This window comes from Streptomyces sp. NBC_00435, assembly GCF_036014235.1.
GTDB lineage: Bacteria > Actinomycetota > Actinomycetes > Streptomycetales > Streptomycetaceae > Streptomyces.
On record NZ_CP107924.1, the window covers coordinates 2,916,899 to 2,934,395 of the forward strand.

15 protein-coding genes and 1 tRNA gene are annotated in these 17,497 nt (G+C 72.8%); 3 read left to right on the forward strand and 13 right to left on the reverse strand.

Annotated features, from left to right (window positions below):
• Positions 1–134 precede the first annotated feature (134 nt).
• Positions 135–207: transfer RNA gene (locus OG389_RS13420), tRNA-Arg, on the forward strand.
• A 164-nt stretch (positions 208–371) separates the two neighbouring features.
• Here the strand turns inward: OG389_RS13420 and OG389_RS13425 are convergent.
• Both OG389_RS13425 and OG389_RS13430 read right to left on the reverse strand, forming a co-directional pair.
• Positions 372–575: an acyl-CoA carboxylase epsilon subunit gene (locus tag OG389_RS13425; RefSeq protein WP_328298708.1), complete on the reverse strand. Its 204-nt coding sequence runs from the start codon at positions 573–575 to the stop codon at positions 372–374.
• Positions 572–2,194, reverse strand: a complete 1,623-nt coding sequence (locus OG389_RS13430; protein WP_443059263.1) for an acyl-CoA carboxylase subunit beta — start codon at positions 2,192–2,194, stop codon at positions 572–574. Before OG389_RS13430 ends, OG389_RS13425 begins: the two co-directional genes overlap by 4 nt.
• 228 nt (positions 2,195–2,422) lie before the next feature.
• Here OG389_RS13430 and OG389_RS13435 point away from each other — a divergent pair, with 228 nt between their 5' ends.
• On the forward strand, positions 2,423–4,627 hold the full coding sequence (locus OG389_RS13435) for an MMPL family transporter (RefSeq protein ID WP_328298709.1): 2,205 nt from the start codon (positions 2,423–2,425) through the stop codon (positions 4,625–4,627).
• Between the two features lie 569 nt (positions 4,628–5,196).
• Here OG389_RS13435 and OG389_RS13440 read toward each other — a convergent pair.
• The 5 genes from OG389_RS13440 to OG389_RS13460 form a co-directional block, all read right to left on the reverse strand.
• A complete protein-coding gene (locus OG389_RS13440) occupies positions 5,197–6,438 on the reverse strand; it encodes an FAD-dependent monooxygenase (RefSeq protein WP_328298710.1) in 1,242 nt (413 codons plus the stop codon).
• A 65-nt stretch (positions 6,439–6,503) separates the two neighbouring features.
• Positions 6,504–7,259, reverse strand: a complete 756-nt coding sequence (locus OG389_RS13445) for an SDR family oxidoreductase (protein WP_328298711.1) — start codon at positions 7,257–7,259, stop codon at positions 6,504–6,506.
• On the reverse strand, positions 7,256–8,890 hold the full coding sequence (locus OG389_RS13450) for a class I adenylate-forming enzyme family protein (protein ID WP_328298712.1): 1,635 nt from the start codon (positions 8,888–8,890) through the stop codon (positions 7,256–7,258). The genes OG389_RS13445 and OG389_RS13450 overlap by 4 nt, the downstream gene beginning before the upstream one ends.
• Positions 8,883–9,821 carry an aromatase/cyclase gene (locus OG389_RS13455; RefSeq protein WP_328298713.1) on the reverse strand — a complete coding sequence of 313 codons (939 nt, stop codon included), beginning with the start codon at positions 9,819–9,821 and terminating at the stop codon, positions 8,883–8,885. The genes OG389_RS13450 and OG389_RS13455 overlap by 8 nt, the downstream gene beginning before the upstream one ends.
• Before the next feature lie 55 nt (positions 9,822–9,876).
• Complete coding sequence (locus OG389_RS13460; protein WP_328298714.1) at positions 9,877–10,662, reverse strand: SDR family NAD(P)-dependent oxidoreductase; 786 nt, start codon at positions 10,660–10,662, stop codon at positions 9,877–9,879.
• 285 nt (positions 10,663–10,947) lie between these two features.
• On the opposite strand from OG389_RS13460, the gene OG389_RS13465 reads away from it, so the two are divergent.
• A complete protein-coding gene (locus OG389_RS13465) occupies positions 10,948–11,391 on the forward strand; it encodes a nuclear transport factor 2 family protein (RefSeq protein ID WP_328298715.1) in 444 nt (147 codons plus the stop codon).
• Positions 11,392–11,604: 213 nt separating this feature from the next.
• Here the strand turns inward: OG389_RS13465 and OG389_RS13470 are convergent, their stop codons facing one another.
• From OG389_RS13470 to OG389_RS13495, 6 genes are all read right to left on the reverse strand, one after another.
• Positions 11,605–11,871, reverse strand: coding sequence for an acyl carrier protein (locus OG389_RS13470; RefSeq protein ID WP_328298716.1), 267 nt, complete (start codon positions 11,869–11,871; stop codon positions 11,605–11,607).
• A gap of 146 nt (positions 11,872–12,017) precedes the next feature.
• Positions 12,018–13,286, reverse strand: coding sequence for a ketosynthase chain-length factor (locus OG389_RS13475; RefSeq protein ID WP_328298717.1), 1,269 nt, complete (start codon positions 13,284–13,286; stop codon positions 12,018–12,020).
• Positions 13,283–14,551 (reverse strand): beta-ketoacyl-[acyl-carrier-protein] synthase family protein, encoded by a 1,269-nt coding sequence (locus OG389_RS13480; protein WP_328298718.1) that lies wholly within the window; start codon positions 14,549–14,551, stop codon positions 13,283–13,285. The genes OG389_RS13475 and OG389_RS13480 overlap by 4 nt, the downstream gene beginning before the upstream one ends.
• 117 nt (positions 14,552–14,668) lie before the next feature.
• The gene (locus tag OG389_RS13485) at positions 14,669–15,418 is read right to left on the reverse strand and encodes a thioesterase II family protein (RefSeq protein ID WP_328298719.1); all 750 of its coding nucleotides are present in this window, start codon (positions 15,416–15,418) and stop codon (positions 14,669–14,671) included.
• Positions 15,415–16,188, reverse strand: coding sequence for a cyclase family protein (locus OG389_RS13490; protein ID WP_328303753.1), 774 nt, complete (start codon positions 16,186–16,188; stop codon positions 15,415–15,417). The genes OG389_RS13485 and OG389_RS13490 overlap by 4 nt, the downstream gene beginning before the upstream one ends.
• 331 nt (positions 16,189–16,519) lie before the next feature.
• Positions 16,520–17,338: an AfsR/SARP family transcriptional regulator gene (locus tag OG389_RS13495; protein ID WP_328298720.1), complete on the reverse strand. Its 819-nt coding sequence runs from the start codon at positions 17,336–17,338 to the stop codon at positions 16,520–16,522.
• Between the last annotated feature and the right edge of the window lie 159 nt (positions 17,339–17,497).

Consider the following 17,497-nt stretch of genomic DNA (forward strand, 5'->3'; position numbering starts at 1 on the left):
CTTCACCGAACCTCCACATCGTGGCACGCGGGTGAAGCAACCGGGACAAGGCAACCGGAGCCCTATCCTTGACCCGGCACGGACCACAGTCCCACCCCCACCCCGGGGCTCCAGGCCACCACGGCCACCTTCCGGCCCCCGTAGCTCAGTGGATAGAGCAGGTGCCTTCTAAGCACTTGGCCGCAGGTTCGAGTCCTGCCGGGGGCACTCCTCACGTTCCACTCCAAGCCCTCCCCCCGGGGAGGGCTTTCGTGCGGGTCAGGGCACCTTAGCCAGCCCGCCGTAGTGCCGGGGTAAGCGGCAGGGCGGGGCAGGGAGCCGGGCGCCGTCCCTTTCGGCACCGCGCCCGGGCGCCAGCCCCTGCGGCCCCGTCACGTCGTCCAGGAGACCTCCGGGCGGGACGCGCCCTCGGGTAGCGCCCAGACGGGAGCGGCGGCCGGTTCGCGGCCCGGCGGGCGTGCGGCGCCAGGGGCGCCGGCGAGGGCGAGGAGCGCCGTGACGACCGCCGCCAGTTCCGCCGGGGTCGGGGTCCCGCTCAGGACCCGCAGGAAGGGGTCGGCGTCCACCGCGCTCACTGGGGCTGGTTCCCGTGCTTGCGGCGCGGCAGCTGCGTGTCCTTGCGCCGCAGCACCGCGAGGGCGTCGACGAGCCGCGCACGGGTCTCGCCCGGGTCGATGACATCGTCGACGAGGCCGCGCTCGGCGGCGTAATACGGGTGCATCAGTTCGGTCTTGTACTCCTTGACGAGCTGCTGGCGGGTGGCCTCGGGGTCCTCGGCCTGGGCGATCTCCCGCCGGAAGACCACGTTGGCCGCGGCCTCGGCGCCCATGACGGCGATCTCGTTGGCCGGCCAGGCCAGGGAGATGTCGGCGCCGATGGAACGGGAGTCCATGACGATGTACGCGCCGCCGTAGGCCTTGCGCAGGATCAGCTGGATGCGCGGGACGGTGGCGTTGCAGTACGCGTACAGCAGTTTGGCGCCGTGCCGGATGATCCCGCCGTGCTCCTGGTCCACGCCGGGCAGGAAGCCGGGCACGTCCACGAGGGTGACCAGCGGGATGTTGAAGGCGTCGCAGAGCTGCACGAACCGGGCGGCCTTCTCGCTGCTCTTGATGTCGAGGACCCCGGCGAAGGCGGCCGGCTGGTTGGCGACGATGCCGACGACCTGGCCGTCGAGACGGGCCAGCGCGCAGATGACGCTGTGCGCCCACTCCTGGTGGACCTCGAAGGACTCGCCGTCGTCGACTATCTCCGCGATGACCGCCCGCATGTCGTACGCCCGGTTGGGGTCGGCCGGGACCAGATCGAGCAGTGCGTCGGTACGACGGTCCGCCGGGTCGGACGAGGCGGAGGCGGGCGGCAGTTCACGGTTGTTGGAGGGCAGCAGCGAGAGCAGGAAGCGGACTTCCTCCAGGCAGGTCTCCTCGTCGTCGTACGCGAAGTGCGCGACGCCGGAGGTGGCGGCGTGGGCGTCGGCCCCGCCCAGGGCGTCCTGGGAGATGACCTCGCCGGTGACGGCCTGGATGACGTCCGGACCGGTGATGAACATCTGTGAGGTACCGCGGACCATGAACACGAAGTCGGTCAGCGCGGGCGAGTACGCCGCGCCACCGGCGCAGGGGCCCATGATGACGCTGATCTGCGGGATCACCCCGGAGTTGCGTACGTTGCGCTGGAAGATGCCGCCGTAGCCGGCGAGGGCGGTGACGCCCTCCTGGATACGGGCACCCGCGCCGTCGCACAGACCCACGATCGGGGCCCCCGCGGAGGCCGCCAGGTCCATGATCTTGTGGATCTTCTGGGCGTGCGCCTCGCCGAGCGCGCCGCCGAACACCCGGAAGTCGTGGGCGTAGGCGAAGACGGTACGGCCGTGCACCTGCCCCCAGCCGACGATGACTCCGTCGGTGTAGTGACGCTTGTCCTCCAGGCCGAAGCCGGTCGCGCGGTGCCGCCTGAACGGCTCGACCTCGGTGAACTCGCCCTCGTCGAAGAGGAGTTCCAGACGCTCGCGAGCGGTGAGCTTGCCCTTGGCGTGCTGCGCCTCGGTGGCCTTCGCGCTCGGCCCCGCGTGGATCCGGGCACGCAGGTCCATCAGTTCGCCGAGCCGCCGCGTCATCTGCGGCGGCCCGTCCGGTATCTGTTCGTCCTGCGGCCAGGCGGCGGCCGTCAGCGGAGTGTCTTCGATGATGCTCATCCGCAAGGTCCCTTCTCGATGGCGGGTCGGTGACGTCACCAACGGATCAGTGGCCGCGCAGACTGTCCCCGGCCCCTTGAGGAAACCTCGAATTCCGGGCGTGCGACCGGACTCCGGCCGGCTCAGGCCGGACCCGACCGGGACGCGAGCCGGGCACGGGGGGCCCTCCACCGCGTACCGCGAACCTGGATCCACTGCCGTGTCCGTTGACCGAAAGGGCCTTTGGCCATGTCCGCACTCGCACGCTGGTGCTTCCGACACCGCTGGTCGGTCGTCCTGTTGTGGTTAGTCCTCCTCGTCTCCGCCACCAGCGCCTCCTCCGCGCTGGGCAACAGGTTCGCCAACGACTTCAACCTCCCCGACAGCGACTCCGCGCGCGCCCTGAAACTGCTCGACAAGGCGTTCCCGAACCAGAACGGTGAGACCGACACCATCGTCTGGCACATCCGCGAGGGCTCCGTACGGGACGCCGCCCCCAAGGAGCGCGTCGAGCGGATGCTCGCCGACCTGGGCAAGCTGCCCGACGTGGCGAACGTCGCCAGCCCCTTCGCCGAGGGCGGTGCCACGCAGATCAGCGCCGACGGCCGGACCGCGTACGCGCCCGTCACCTTCTCCAAGAGCGGGGAGAAGCTCACCGCCGAACAGATGAAGGAGTTCGTCGCCACCGCCAAGGCCGCGGGACAGGGCACCGGGCTCCAGGTCGAGGCCGGCGGTGACGCCATCAACCTCGCGGAGGAGGAGGGCGGGCACACCGCCGAACTCGTCGGCGTGGTCGCCGCCGCCGTCGTGCTGTTCCTCGCCTTCGGCTCGCTGTTCGGGATGCTCCTGCCCCTGGTCACGGCGATCTTCGGCGTCGGCACCGCCATCTCGGTCATCGGACTGCTGAGCCACGCCATCACCATGGCCGACCTCTCCTCGATCCTCGCCACCCTCGTCGGCCTGGGCGTGGGCATCGACTACGCGCTCTTCGTGGTCACCCGTCACCGCAAGGGCCTGCTCCAGGGACTCGATCCGGAGGAAGCCGCCGTCCGCGCGGTCAACACCTCCGGCCGGGCCGTGGTGTTCGCGGGCGGCACCGTGTGCGTGGCGCTGCTCGGCATGTTCACGATGCGGCTCAAGTTCCTCAACGGCGTGGCCATCGGCTCCGCGCTCACCGTGGTCCTCACCGTGGCCGCCTCGATCACCCTGCTCCCCGCGCTCCTCGGGATCCTGCGCATGCGCGTCCTCAGCCGCCGCCAGCGCCGCCGACTCGCCGCCGACGGACCGGTGGCGGCCGGTACGAGCGGTGCCGCCGCACGCTGGTCCGCCCTGGTGCAGAAGCGCCCGTGGCCGCTGGCGGTGCTCGCCCTCCTGGTGATGGCGGCGATCTCGCTGCCCACCCTCTCGCTGCGCCTCGGCTCCTCCGACCAGGGCAACAACCCTGACACGACGACCACGCGCAAGGCCTACGACCTGCTCGCCGACGGGTTCGGCCCCGGCTTCAACGGCCCGCTGACCATCGTCGCCGAGACCCCGGCCGCCGCGGACCACGCGGCCCTGAGCACCCTGGTGCTCAAGTTGAAGGAGGTCCCCGGGATCGCCGAGGTCGTGGCCGTGCCCGCGGCGCCGGACGCCACGGTCGCCCTGGTGCGCGTGGTACCGACCACCTCGCCGCAGGCCGAGGAGACCGACGAGCTCATCGACCGGCTGCGCTCCGACGTGATCCCTCCCGTCGAGCGCGGTACGACGCTGCGCGCGCACGTCGGCGGACAGACCGCCCTGTTCAAGGACTTCGCGACCGTCCTCGAGCACCGGCTGCCGCTGTTCATCGGCGTGATCGTGGCGCTCGGCTTCGTCCTGCTGCTGCTCGCCTTCCGGTCCCTCGTCGTCCCGCTGACCGCGGCGCTGATGAACCTCATCGCCGCGGCCGCCTCGTTCGGCCTGCTGGTGGCGCTGTTCCAGTGGGGCTGGGGCGGTGAGGCGGTCGCCGCGGGCCGGGCCGGGCCCATCGAGTCCTTCCTGCCCATGATCATGCTGTCGCTGCTCTTCGGACTGTCGATGGACTACCAGGTGTTCCTCGTCAGCCGCATGCACGAGGAGTGGGTGCACTCCGGTGACAACGCCCGCGCGGTGCGGGTCGGCCTGGCCGAGACCAGCCGGGTCATCAACTCCGCGGCCGTCATCATGATCTGCGTCTTCAGCGCGTTCGTCCTCAACGGCGAGCGGCAGATGGCGATGTTCGGGATCGGGCTCGCGGGCGCCGTCGCGATGGACGCCTTCGTCCTGCGGACGGTCCTGGTGCCCGCGCTGATGCACGTACTGGGCCGGGCCAACTGGTGGCTGCCCGCATGGCTCGACCGGGCGCTGCCGCACGTGGCGGTGGAACCGGCCGAGGAGCCGGTGTCCGCCGCGGCGGACCAGCGCGAGCCGGTGGGTGCGGGCGACCGCGCCTGACCCTCCGCGACACGGCGATGGCCCCGGCCCCGGAAGGGGGCGGGGCCCTCGCCATGTGCGGCGCGCCAGCGACGACCTGCGGACCCGGTCGTGCCGACACGTAGCGAACACGCAGGCCCTGTCCGACGCTCCCCGAACGACCCGCCGTGCCCAGCGCCAGCCTGCGCGACGAGGCGCGAGGAGGCACGGATGCTGGCCGTGGGCCTGCGCGGGGCCCTGCTCGGGCACCGGGACCGCGAGCGGCCGCTGGCCGGTGCGGCCGCTGGCCGGTGCGGCCGCGTACGGCACCGGCCCCGGCCCCGGCACGGTGACGGGCCACGTCACGGGCCTCGTCCTGCGGGAGCGGAGCGGGAACCGCGGCACGTCCGCGGTGGACGGGGGACCGCGCGAGGCCTCCCTCAACACCACCGGGCGCCGCGCCCAGCTCGCCGTCCGGCCCGCTCCTGGACCCCCGACGGCCGGGGCTGGCGGCCCGCAAGCGGTCCCGGCGCACGCGCGGAAGGCCCGAACCCCCCCCTATGGAAGAGGGAGTTCGGGCCTTCAGGCACGCCGGCGCGCACGGTGCGCCGTCAGTCGACGAGCAGGTCCCCGTCGATCCGGATGGACTTGTTGCCGTACGCGATCGTGTCGAGGATCTTGCGGTAGAGCGGGGTGTGACGCACCACGCCCGCGAGCCTGGGCCGCACCCGGGTGGCGAAGGTCCCCGTCGAGAGCATCGCCCGGCTCTGGACGGTCTGCAGCCGCGCCATCCGGGCGATGTCGGGGGCCCGCCGCCGCTCGAACTCGCCCAGGACGCCCGCGCTCGCGTCCTGTCCGCGCACCGCGCCGACCAGGACCGGATGGGCGAGGACCGCGTCCTGCACCGCGAGGTTGATGCCCTGCGCGCCGATCGGGCTGTGGGTGTGGGCCGCGTCGCCGATCAGCAGCAGTCCGTCGGCGGCCCAGCGTTCGGCGCGGCCGGAGAACACGTCGAGCAGGCTCACGTCCTTGAACGACTTGATCTGCTCGTGGATCAGGTCGGCGTACGGGGGCACCGCGCGGGCGAGTTCGGAGCGCACGTGCTCGAACCCCTGGGTGACCACCTGCTGGTAGCCCTTGTGGGGCAGGGTCCAGCCGACCTGGATCCGGTCGGGGAAGGAGTCGTAGGCGAGGACGGGGCTGGATCCGGAGCGGAACACCCGTACGTCCCGCAGCCCGCCGGGGGCCGGCGCCTCGTCGGAGCGGAGCTTGAACCACAGGACGTCCAGGTCGAACGCCTCGGTGCGGCCCGCGTCGATGCCCGCGAGCTGGCGCGTCTTGGAGAAGCGGCCGTCCGCGCCGACCACGGCCCGGGCCCGGACCAGGACCGGCCCGCCCGCGCCGTCCGCGCGTACGCCGCGCACCACACCGTTCTCGCGCACCAGCCCGGAGACCCGGCGCCGGTCGAGGTAGGTGAAGTCCTCGTACTTCTCCAGGTGCAGCAGCAGTTCGTCCAGCACATGGGCCTGCGGAATGCTCAGCAGGTGGTCGTACGGGGCCGGCAGCGCCCGGTAGTCGATGTCGAGCAGCACCCGGTCCTGCTCCACGAGACGGAACCGGGCGTGCTCGTGGCAGCCCCGGGCGCGGGCCCCGGCGAGGACTCCGAGCTCGTCGAGGAGGCGCATGGCGCCCGGCTGGAGGATCTCCCCGCGGAACTCCCGTTGTCCGGCGCGGTGCTTCTCGACCACGGCGACCCGCACGCCCGACCGTACGAGCAGCAGCGCGAGCACCAGGCCCGCCGGGCCCGCGCCCACGACGCAGATGTCGGTGGTGACTTCGTCCTCGGCTGTCATCGTCCTGTCTCTCCTTCTCTCCTTCTCTCCCCGGAGCGTTCGGCCCGGGTGGAGTGCCGGGGGGCTCAGAGCAGCCCGAGGCCGCCGTCCGCGGTGATGACCTGGCCGTGGATCCAGCGGGCCTCGTCGGTGCACAGCAGGGCCACGACGTCCGCGACGTCCTGCGGGGTGGTGAGACGGCCGGCCGGGGTACGGGCCGCCAGGACGGCGGCGGCCTGCGGGTTCGGCGTGGCCGCGCCCTTGTCGATCTTGGCGGTGGCGACGGCGTTCACCGTGATGCCGCGGCCCGCGAGCTCCACGGCCAGGTAGCGCACCAGGCTTTCGAGGGCCGCCTTGGCCACGCCCTGGCCGACGTAGTGCGGGATCACCGAGCGCGCACCGCTGCTGGAGACGGCCACGATGCGGCCGCCGCGGCCCTCCATCGCCCGGGCGAGCAGGGGCGCCGCCGTGAGCAGCGGATCGATGCCCGCGGCGATGTCCGCGCGGACATGGGCCGGGTCGGCGCCCACCGCGGGCGAGGGGTGCCAGGAGGCCGCGCTGTGCACGAACACGTCGATCCCGCCGTGCTCGTCGCGCACCCGGTCCAGGAGCCCGGTCAGCTCCTCGGCCCGGGTCACGTCGGCCCGTACCGCGAAGGCCTCGCCCTTCAGCCCGGACAGCTCCTGGACCGCGCTGTCGGCATCGGCCTCGCTGTGCGCCCAGTTGACGATCACCCGGGCGCCCGCGGCGCAGAGCGTACGGGCCACCGCGAGGCCGACGCCGCGGGTCGCCCCGGTGACGACGGCGACCTTGCCCGTGAAGGCCCCTTCCAGTGTGGTCATGGTGCTACCGCCTCCTTGGGCGCCGCGGTGGCCTCGAGCCGTGCCACGAGGGCGTCCCGGAGCAGCCGGCGCTGGATCTTGCCGTTCCCGGAACGCTCGATGGCATCGACCAGCTCCACGTGGTGGACGTGCTGGTAGTAGGGGACGCGCGCGGCCACGTACGACACGATGTCGCCGACCGCCGCGCCGGCGTCCGCCCGTCCCTCGGCGGTGAGGACCACGAAGGCCGCGGCGACCGCGCCGTGGCGCTCGTCGGGCAGGCCGACGACGACGACCTCGCGCACCCGCGGGTGGCGGGCGGCGACCTGCTCGATCTCGGAGGGCGCGACGAGGAAGTTGTCGCACTTGAAGACGTCCCGCAGCCGGTCGACCACGAACAGCCGGCCGCTCTCGTCGATCCGGCCCACGTCTCCGGTGGTGAACCAGCCGTTGGCGTCGGTCTCGGAGCCGTCCGGGCGGCCGATGTAGCCCTTCATCACCTGCGGTCCCCGCAACTGCACCTCGCCGGTGGATCCTTGCGGCAGCACCGACCAGGACTCGGTGTCCACGATCCGGCACTCGGTGTCCCGGACCGGGCGGCCCACCGAGCCGTGGGCCGGCCGGCGCGGGTCGTCGCTGTGGGTCAGCGGGGAGGTCTCCGCGAGCCCGTAGCCCTGGAAGACGGGTACGCCGAACCGCTCGGTGAGGGCCCGGGCCGCCGCCGGGGCGAGCGCCGAACCGCCCGAGGCCACGTACCGCACGCTGGTCAGCTCCAGTCCGTCCGGGACGGGGGCGGTGGCCAGCCGGGCCAGGCGCACGGGAAGGCTGTAGAAATGCGTCGCGCCCGTACGGTTGGCCTCGTGGACGGCGTCGACGGGGTCGGGCGCCAGGCACAGGACCTGGGTGGCGCCCGCGCGCACCGCGGAGTTGAGGTGCATCGGGTGGTAGGTCGGCAGGTGGTTCACCGCCACCGACCCGCTGTCCAGCAGGTGCGCTTCGGCGACCTGCTCGGCATTGGTGGTGACGTTGCGGTGGGTCAGTCGGACCCCCTTGGGCAGTCCGGTGGTGCCGCTCGTGAACTGTACGCAGGCCACGTCGTCGGGGCCCGGACGGGTGGCGGGGTCCGCCGCGGCGGCGCCGTGCGCCGCTCCGACCAGCTCGGCCAGGGTCCGTACGCCCGGCGCCTCGTCCTGGTCCGGGTCCGGGTCCAAGTCCGCGGCCACGGATGCCGGTGCCGGTGCGGCGGCCGGGCCGATCAGCACGATGTGGCGCAGGTGCGGCAGCTTCTCGCGGAGCGGCAGCAGCCGCGCGTACAGCCCGGCGTCGACGAGGGCGACGCGCGCCTCGCACAGGGAGAGCACGTGCAGCAGGCCCTCCTCGCGCAGCAGCGGATTGACGACGGCGGTGACCAGGCCCGCGCGGACGGCGGCGTAGTAGGCGACGGCGAAGTCGGGGTCGAGGACGGAGGAGACGGCGACCGCGGCGCCCGGCTCGGGCAGCAGCCCGCGCAGGGCACCCGCGGTCGCCTCGACCTGTGCCTCCAGGGTGGCGAAGTCCAGGCTGCGCTCCCCCGCCGTGATGGCGGTGCGGCCCGGGTGGGCCCGGGCCGCCTCGGCCACCAGGTCGTCGAGGCGGGTGGTGGCGTCAGCCACGACGGGCCTCCGCGAAGTCCTTGGCGTGGCCGAGGGTGGCGCGCGAGTTGGTGCTCAGGGCGCCCGTGACGAACTCGCGGGCCTTCTCGACATCCGCGTCGGGACCAAGGATCCTGGTGATGTTGTCGGTGTTGAGGATGCAGGTGTGCTGCGAGGTGGCCAGCACGCCGTCGCCGTCCTCGACGAGGGTCCACCGGCCGGTGTGCAGGAGCAGCAGCGCGGGCAGGGTGATCTGCTTGTACGCGATGGCCTCGTGCGGGAAGCAGACCCGGATGGACTTGGTGGTGTGCGCGGATCCGTCCTTGGCGAGGGTGTCCATCTCCAGGGTCTGCAGACCCGGCGTCTCCTCGGTCAGCTCGACACGCTTGACGTGCGGGAGCCGCTCGGTCCACAGGCCGGCCTCGTTCAGGAAGTCGTAGACGTCCTTGGCCTCGCCGGCGATGCGCACGGTGTCCTCGAAGGAGAACGTCAGCTCGGCCTCGTGCGTGGCGCGTTCCACGTTGACCTTGAGGGCGTTCAGCTCGGAGCGGCTGTTGCGGTCGACGGCCTCGTCGATCCACTTCAGCGACTCCGGGTCGTCGTCGACGGCCCGGTAGTCGTGCAGCAGGCGGACCTTGGCGCTGTCCGCACCGAGGGGCTCGATGATCCACGTACCCCCCATGGCGGCGACCGGCGGGGCGGAGACCTCCTGGCGGAAGGTGATGCGCAGCGCCTCGGGGTCCAGGGTGCGGTGCGACGTCCAGTTCTTGGCGGTGCCGTTGGCGGTCGCCCAGATGCGGATGCGCTCCTCGCGCTCGCCCCGTTCGACGTGGTCGACGTAGACGCTCGGCGGGAAGATCAGCGGCCAGTTGGTCACCTCGGCTATCAGCCGGTAGACCTCGGTGGCGGGGGCCTGCACCGTGATCTCGTGCTCGACCTCGCGAACGGTCATCGTGAACTCTCCTTGTTTCGGGGCGTGGTGGTGCGAACGGATGACGCGGGACGCGTCAGAAGTTGCCGAGGCCGCCGCAGACGTTGAGGGCCTGCGCGGTGATGGAGGCGGCGGTGTCGGTGGCGAGGTAGCCGACCAGGCCCGCGACCTCCTCGGGCGTGGAGTAGCGCCCGAGCGGGATCTTGGACTGGAACTTCTCGAGGATCGCGTCCTCGGAGGTGTCGTAGGCGGCGGCGTAGCCCTGGCGGACGCGCTGGGCCATGGGCGTCTCGACGTAGCCGGGGCAGACCGCGTTCACGGTGATGCCGGTGGGCGCCAGTTCGTTGCCCAGTGCCTTGGTGAAGCCGACCACGCCGTGCTTGGACGCCGAGTACGGGGCGCCGAGGACCACACCCTGCTTGCCCGCCGTGGAGGCGATGTTGATGATGCGGCCCCAGCCGCGCTCGCGTACGCCGCCCTGGCGCAGCACCGCGCGGGTCAGGAGGAAGACGGAGGTGAGGTTGGTGGCCAGGACGTCGTCCCACAGCTCGTCGTCGAGGTCCGCGGTGACACCGCCGCCGGACCGGCCCGCGTTGTTGACCAGGACGTCGACCCGGCCGAACCGCTCCACGGCCGCGTCCACGAGGGCCTTGACGCTCTCGGCGCTGCGGACGTCGGCGGTCGTGCCGTCCGCGTCGAAGCCCTCCTCGCGCAGCTGCTTCACCGTGAGCTCCACGCTCTCGGCGCTGCGCGCGCAGATGAAGACGCTCAGGCCGGCGCCGCCCAGGGCGCGGGCGGACGCGAGACCGATACCGCTGGTCGCCCCGGTGATCAGCGCGACCTTCTGCTCCTTGCCCGTCATGTCCGGCGCTCCTCTCGATGTGCTCTTGGCTGTGCTGGTCGAGGGGCTTCTCGTTGAAAACCCTTTCGGAGCATCGGCGTTCGGTCTCGAACGCCGATCGAGGGGCGCTGGACGGGTACGGACCGGAACCGGGCGGGGAAGCGACGGGGCGAGGGACGCGAAGGGGCGTACGGGGATCGACCGGCAGTCGAGAGGAGCGCGAGGCGCGGGGCCCACGATCCGTGGAAGACAAGCGAGTCCGGCAACGGTGCCGGCTCCGCACACCACCGGGCAGAAGGGACCACCATGACCGTGACGGACGAGGCGACCGCCGCCGGCCTCGGGGCGCTCCACCTCGAGGTCCAGCAGTTCTACGCGCGGCAGATGCAGCTGCTCGACGACGGCCGGGTGGAGGAATGGGCACTGACCTTCACCGAGGACGGGGTCTTCGCGGCCAACGCGCACCCCGAGCCGGCCACGGGCCGGGCCTCGATCACCTCGGCGGCCGCCAAGGCCACCGAGGAGTTCGCGGCGAAGGGCGTGAAGCGCCGGCACTGGCTCGGCATGCTCACCGTCGACCCGACCGGGCCCACGACGGCCGTCGCCCGCTGCTACGCCCTGGTCATCGAGACCCCGAAGGGCGGCCAGTCCGCGATCCGCGTGAGCACGCTGTGCGAGGACCGGCTGGTGCGCGAGGGGAGCGACTGGCTTGTCGAGTACCGCTACGTGACCCGGGACGACCTGGTCTGACCTCCCCCAGCCGACTGCCCCCGTCCCCCGCCCCCGCGGGACGGGGGCAGTCGTACGTCCGGACCGGTAGCGGCCGCCGTCGGCCGGCGCTCGCGCGGCCCGCGCCCCTCGCCCCGGAACCGCCCCGCAGCACAGCAGGACGCCGGCCGTGACCCCCTCCTCGGGTGTCACGGCCGGCGTCGTAGGTGTGACGGCGCGCCGCGCCGTCCGGCCTCAGGCCGCGGCCTGCACTCCGGCCAGGGCCTCGTTGACGAAGGCCAGCAGCAGCCGCGGGGTGCTCGCCTCGGCGGCCGTGTCGTCGGACAGGCTGATGCCGTACTCGCGCTCTATGCGGCCCGTGGTCTGCAGGACGGCCAGCGAGTCGTAGCCCAGGTCGTCGAACGGGGTGTCGAGGACGTCTCCCGACAGGTCGACGGACTCGTCCTCGCCCGCGCACTCGCGCAGCAGCCCGGTCAGCACTTCCAGTGTCATTTCAGCCATGGTGTTCCTGTCTCCTGCTTCTTCCCTGCCCGAGCGGCCCTCTGCCGCCCGGGTCGTGCTGGTGTACGGGGGCGGTGGCCCGGCACGGCCCACCGCCCGAAACGTTTCCTCTACCCGGCCCTCCACGGATCCGCGGCCAGGTCCGGCTACGGCGCCGTGACGATCGCCGCGGCGTTGAACCCGCCCGCGCCCCTGGCGAGCACGAGGACCGCGCGGACCTCGCGCCGCTCCCGGGCCGCCCCGGTGACCAGGTCGAGCTCGATGCCCTCGGCGAGCCGGCCGACGTGGACGGTCGGCGGGATCACCGAGTCTCTGATCGAGAGCAGCGCCGCCGCCAGGTCGAGCGAGGCGCCGCCCGCGGCGAGCCGGCCCGTCATCGTCTTGGGCGCCGTCACGGGTACACCGCGCGGCCCGAACACGGCCGTGATCGCCTCCGCCTCGGCACGGTCGAGGTCCGGCAGCCCCGCGGCGTCGGCGAAGACCACGTCAATGGCCTCGTGCGACAGTCCGGCGTCGGCGAGGGCCAGATCGACGGCCCGGCGCAGGCCGGGCTCCCCACCGGTTCCGGGCCGCGGGTCGAAGGTCGCCGCGTAGCCCGCGAGCCGCCCGTACACCCGGGCGTCACGCGCCCGCGCGGACTCGGCGTCCTCCAGGACCAGGATCGCGCCGCCCTCTCCCGAGACGTGGCCGCGCGCGTCCGCGTCGAAGGGTACGTAGGCCCGCTCGGGGTCGCTCGAGGTGCTGAGGCGCTTCCCGGCGAGCTGGGCGGTCCAGCCCCAGGGGCAGACCGCGCCGTCGACGCCGCCGGTGACGATGACGCTGCTGCCGCGGCGCAGCTGGCGCCGCGCCTGGGCCACGGCGTCGAGCCCGCCGGCGCCCTCGCTGACCAGGACCCCGCTCGGCCCGCGCAGTTTGTGCTTGATGGAGATCTGGCCGGAGTTGACGGCGTAGAACCAGGCGAAGGACTGGTACGCGCTGACGTACTGCCCACCCTGGGACCACAGGGCCTCCAGCTCGCGCTGGCCGAACTCGAAGCCGCCGGCCGAGCTCGCGGTGACCACGCCGGCCGCGTAGTCGGGCAGCGTCTCGGTGTCGATGCCGGAGTCGTCGAGCGCCTCCTGCGTGGCGACGAGCGCGAGCCGCGTCTGGTGGTCGGTCTGCGGCAGGAGCCGGCTGGGGATGTGCTCGCTCGCGTCGAAGCCGGGGACCTCGCCGGCGAGCGTGGCCGGGTAGCCGGAGGCGTCGAACCGCCCGACGGGCCGGATGCCGTGCTCACCGCGCAGGGTGGCGGCCCACCAGGCCTCGGTGCCCAGGCCGTTGGGGGCGGTGACGCCGATGCCGGTGAACACCGCACCCGCCGTGCGCTGCCCGGCCCGCTCCGGCCCGGCCGCCCGGTCCAGGACCTCGCTGCTCATATGTTCCTCCTCTCGGGACGGGTCAGCACCATCGCGCTCTGGAACCCGCCGAACCCGCTGCCGACGCTGAGGACCGTGTCGATCTCGCGTTCGCGGGCCTCGCGCGGGGTGTAGTCCAGGTCGCACTCCGGGTCCTGCTCGTGCAGGTTCGCGGTGGGCGGTACGACGCCGTGCTCGATGGCGAGCGCGCTGGCGGCGATCTCCAGGGAGCCGATGGCGCCCAGGGAGTGGCCGATCATGGACTTGATGGAGCTGACCGGCGTCGCGTACGCGTGGTCGCCGAGGCTGCGCTTGAAGGCGGCGGTCTCGTGCCGGTCGTTCTGCTTGGTGCCGGAGCCGTGCGCGTTGATGTAGTCGACGGCGGTACGGTCCAGGCGCGAGTCGTCCAGGGCCACCCGGATCGCCTCGGCCATCTCCGCGCCGTCCTTGCGCAGTCCGGTCATGTGGTACGCGTTGCAGCGGGACGCGAATCCCGCGATCTCGGCGTAGATGTGGGCGCCCCGGGCACGCGCCGCCGTCAGCTCCTCCAGGACGAAGACGGCCGAACCCTCGCCGAGGACGAACCCGTTGCGCGACGCGTCGAACGGGCGCGAGGCCGTGGCCGGGTCGTCGTTGCGCGGCGAGGTCGCCTTGATCGCGTCGAAACAGGCGACCGTGATGGGCGAGATCGGGGCATCGGTGGCGCCGGCCACCATCACGTCGGCCGAGCCCTCCCGGATCAGTTCCACGGCGTGCCCGACGGAGTCGAGCCCCGAGGTGCAGCCGGTGGAGACCACGGAGGCCGGTCCCTGCGCGCCGACGCTCCAGGCGACCTCGGCCGCGAAGGAGCTGGGCACGAGGTAGTCGAACAGGTGCGGCACCGCGTACTGCGGGTCGACCAGCCATTTGGCCCCGCCGTCGCTGACGACCTCGTACTCGGTGTCGAGGCTCGTGGTCGCGCCGACCGCGCTGCCGATGGTGACACCGGTCCGGTACGGGTCGATCGCGGAGAGGTCGAGGCCGCTGTCGGCGAGCGCCTCCCGCGCGCTGACGACCGCGAACTGCGCGGCCCGGTCCATCCTGCGGATCTCCTGCGGGGTGAGTCCCGCGGCCGCCGCGTCGAAGTCGGCTTCCGCCGCGATCCGGGACCGGAACGCGGAGGCGTCGAAGTGGCTGATGGCGCGGGTCGCCGTACGCCCGCTGGTCAGCAGTGACCAGAATTCCTTGGTGCCGACCCCGCCGGGGGCCACCACGCCGATCCCGGTGATGACCACACGCCGGCTCACGCCTGTCCCTTTCGTCGGGTTTCCATGTCCACCGCGGGGCGGCGGAGCTTCGGACCTCTCACGTCCTCACGACCTTCCAATCGCTCCTGCTGATGTCGCGACCCTCGCCCGACGTGCTCAAACCGCGCTTGACTCGGGCCGGAGACCCGCGAGGATCCCGCCCAGTTCCGCACGCAGCAGGCCGGGCAGCGTCTTGTCCCGTACGAAGAGGTGGCCGCCGGGGACCGTGCGCAGCCGGAAGTCCCCGGCCGCGTAGCGCGCCCACTGGGCGACCCCCTCGGGCGGCGCCACGGGGTCCTCGGCCCCCGCGACGGCCACCACCGGGGCGCGCAGCGGGACGTCCGCGCGCCGGATGAGGTCCTGCGCCAGGCGCAGGTCGTCGCGCAGGGGCGGCAGCACCCGGCGCCGGAAGAGGTCGGATCCCCGCTCCTCGTCGGCCGCCTCCGGTGGCAGCACGCCCTGGCGTACGAGGAGGTGCAGCAGCGGGGTGTCCGGCAGTTCGGCGCTCAGGGCGAGCGGGGAACGCAGGTGGGGCGGCAGCACCGCCCCGATCACCACGGCCCGGGGCGGGTCCCCGGCGGCCTCCCGCGCGGCGGCGAAGCTGTAGGCGACCAGGCCGCCGAGGCTGTGCCCGTACAGGAGGTAGGGGCGGCCCCGCGTGAGCGCGGCGGCGACCTCCAGCTCGGCGAGCAGGGCGGCCCGTCCGGTGACCCGGGGCTCCCGGATCCGGGCGTCGCGGCCCGGCAGCAGGACGGGTACGACCTCGGCCTCCGCCGCGAACTGCCCCTGCCAGCGGGAGAACGCCGAGATTCCGGCGCCCGCGTGGTGGAAGCAGAGCAGGAGCGGCGGCCCGGGGTGGCCGCTCACGGTCCTACGAGGGCCACGGCACGGGTCCATCCCGCGCCGGCGCCCGCGATCTTCACGGGGAAGCAGGAGACCTGGAAGCCGAACGGCCGCGGCAGGGCGTCGAGGTTGGCCAGGCGTTCCACCTGGCAGTACTCGCGCCGGCGCCCGGCGAAGTGCGCGGGCCACAGCACCGAGCGGTCGCCGGTCTCCTGGAAGGTGCGCAGCATGTGCCCGAAGGGGGCGTCCAGGCTCCAGGCGTCCGTGCCGATGACGCGTACGCCGAGGTCGAGGAGGTGGTCGGTGGCCGGACCGTCGAGGCCGGCGAAGTCGGTGAAGTAGCGCGGGGTGCCCACGTACTTGGACGCGCCGGTGTTGAGCAGCACGATGTCGAGGGGCTGCGGGCGGTAGCCGATCCGGGCCAGTTCCTTCTCGATCCGCTCGACTCCGATGACCCCGGTGCCCGAGTCCGTGAGGTCGAGGACCACGGCGGGCCGCAGGAACCAGTCCAGGGGCATCTGGTCGATGTGGCGCGGCACCCCGTAGTCGCCCACGGAGCCGTAGTGGGAGGGGGCGTCGACGTGCGTGCCCGTGTGGCTGGTGAGGGTCAGGGTGTCCAGCGAGAGGAGTTCACCGCCGGGCAGGTCGGCCGGGTCGAAGTCGATGCCGAAGTGGGTCTTCATCTCCTCGGCCATGTGCCGGGCGCCCTCGGCCGGCGTGAGGATCTCGTGGATCACGGGGTCGGGCTCCCAGAAGGAGGCGTCCACGGGAGAGGAGAGATCGATGATGCGCAGGTCCGACGCACGGAGAACGCCGGAACCGCCTGAGACGTCCGATGCATCGGGAACGTCAGGAACCTCGTGAACGTCGTGAACGTCGGACAAAGCAACCCCCAAGAACGGATGTTCACGCCCGCGGCCCGGGCTGGACCGCCGATGCACCATCGCCACCGTTCCTCGACACGCCCTCGAAGGCCGCTGGACCCGGCCGGCCGGCCGCTCCCGCCGCCCGCCTGTGGACGCGGGCATGCGCGAGCCCCGCGACCCGGCCATGGGGGGATGCCGGGTCGCGGGGCTCGGACGGGTCCGGCGGCGGGGGGGAGCCGCCGGACGGACGGGAGATGGTTCAGGCGGCGAACAGGTCCAGGACCCGGCGCCGGTGCGTCCCGTCGTACTCCAGGGCCGGGTCTCCGCAGAGGACCGCCTGCTGGAGCCGCTTCACGCGCGGCGAGGGCTCCAGACCCAGCTCGTCGATGAGCCGCGAGCGCAGGTGCTGGAAGACCTCCAGCGCCTGCCAGGGCCGGCCCGAGCGGTAGAGCGCCACCATCCGCTGGGCGTGCAGGCCCTCGTGCAGCGGGTGGCGGGCGGTCAGCTCGCTGAGCTCCGCGAGCAGGATGGCGTCCTTGCCCATGCGCAGCTCCGCCTCGATGCGGCGCTCCAGCGTGGACAGCCGGCTCTCCTCCAGTCGGGCCAGCTCGATCTCCAGGATCGGCCCGGTGCGTACGTCGACCAGCGCGGGCCCCTGCCACAGGCTCAGGGCCTGGCTCAGGTACAGGGACGCCGACTCGTCGTCGCCGTGGTCGAAGGCCTCGCGGCCGGCGGCGGCGAGCCGGTCGTACTCGTGGACGTCGACGGCGCCCGGCTGGATCTGGAGCAGGTAGCCCCCGTGCCGGGTGACCAGGATGTCCCGGGAGATCTCCGCGGAGCTGACGCCGTACGCGGCGACCAGCTTGCGGCGCAGCTGCAGGATGTAGGTCTGCAGGGTGGTGAGGGCGCTCCGCGGCAGGGCGTGGCCCCAGATCTCCTCCATCAGGGTCGGCACCGGCAGCACGTGGTTGGCGTGGACGGCGAGCAGGGACAGGATCTGCCGCGGCTTGGCCGCGGTGGGAACGATGGACTGGCCGCACGCTTCCGCGGTCAACGGCCCCAGCACCTTGATGTCCACGGTCGATTACCCCTCGTCTTCTCTGGAGATGCGCCTCAACGGGTCCTTGGGGACCGGGGTCCGTCATGACCCCTCGATGCACACCCCGACCATCGCCCCGGCGGCGCCTCCGGGGCCAGTGCCGCCGTACCTGACGGGCGATGGGTCCGTACCGGTCCG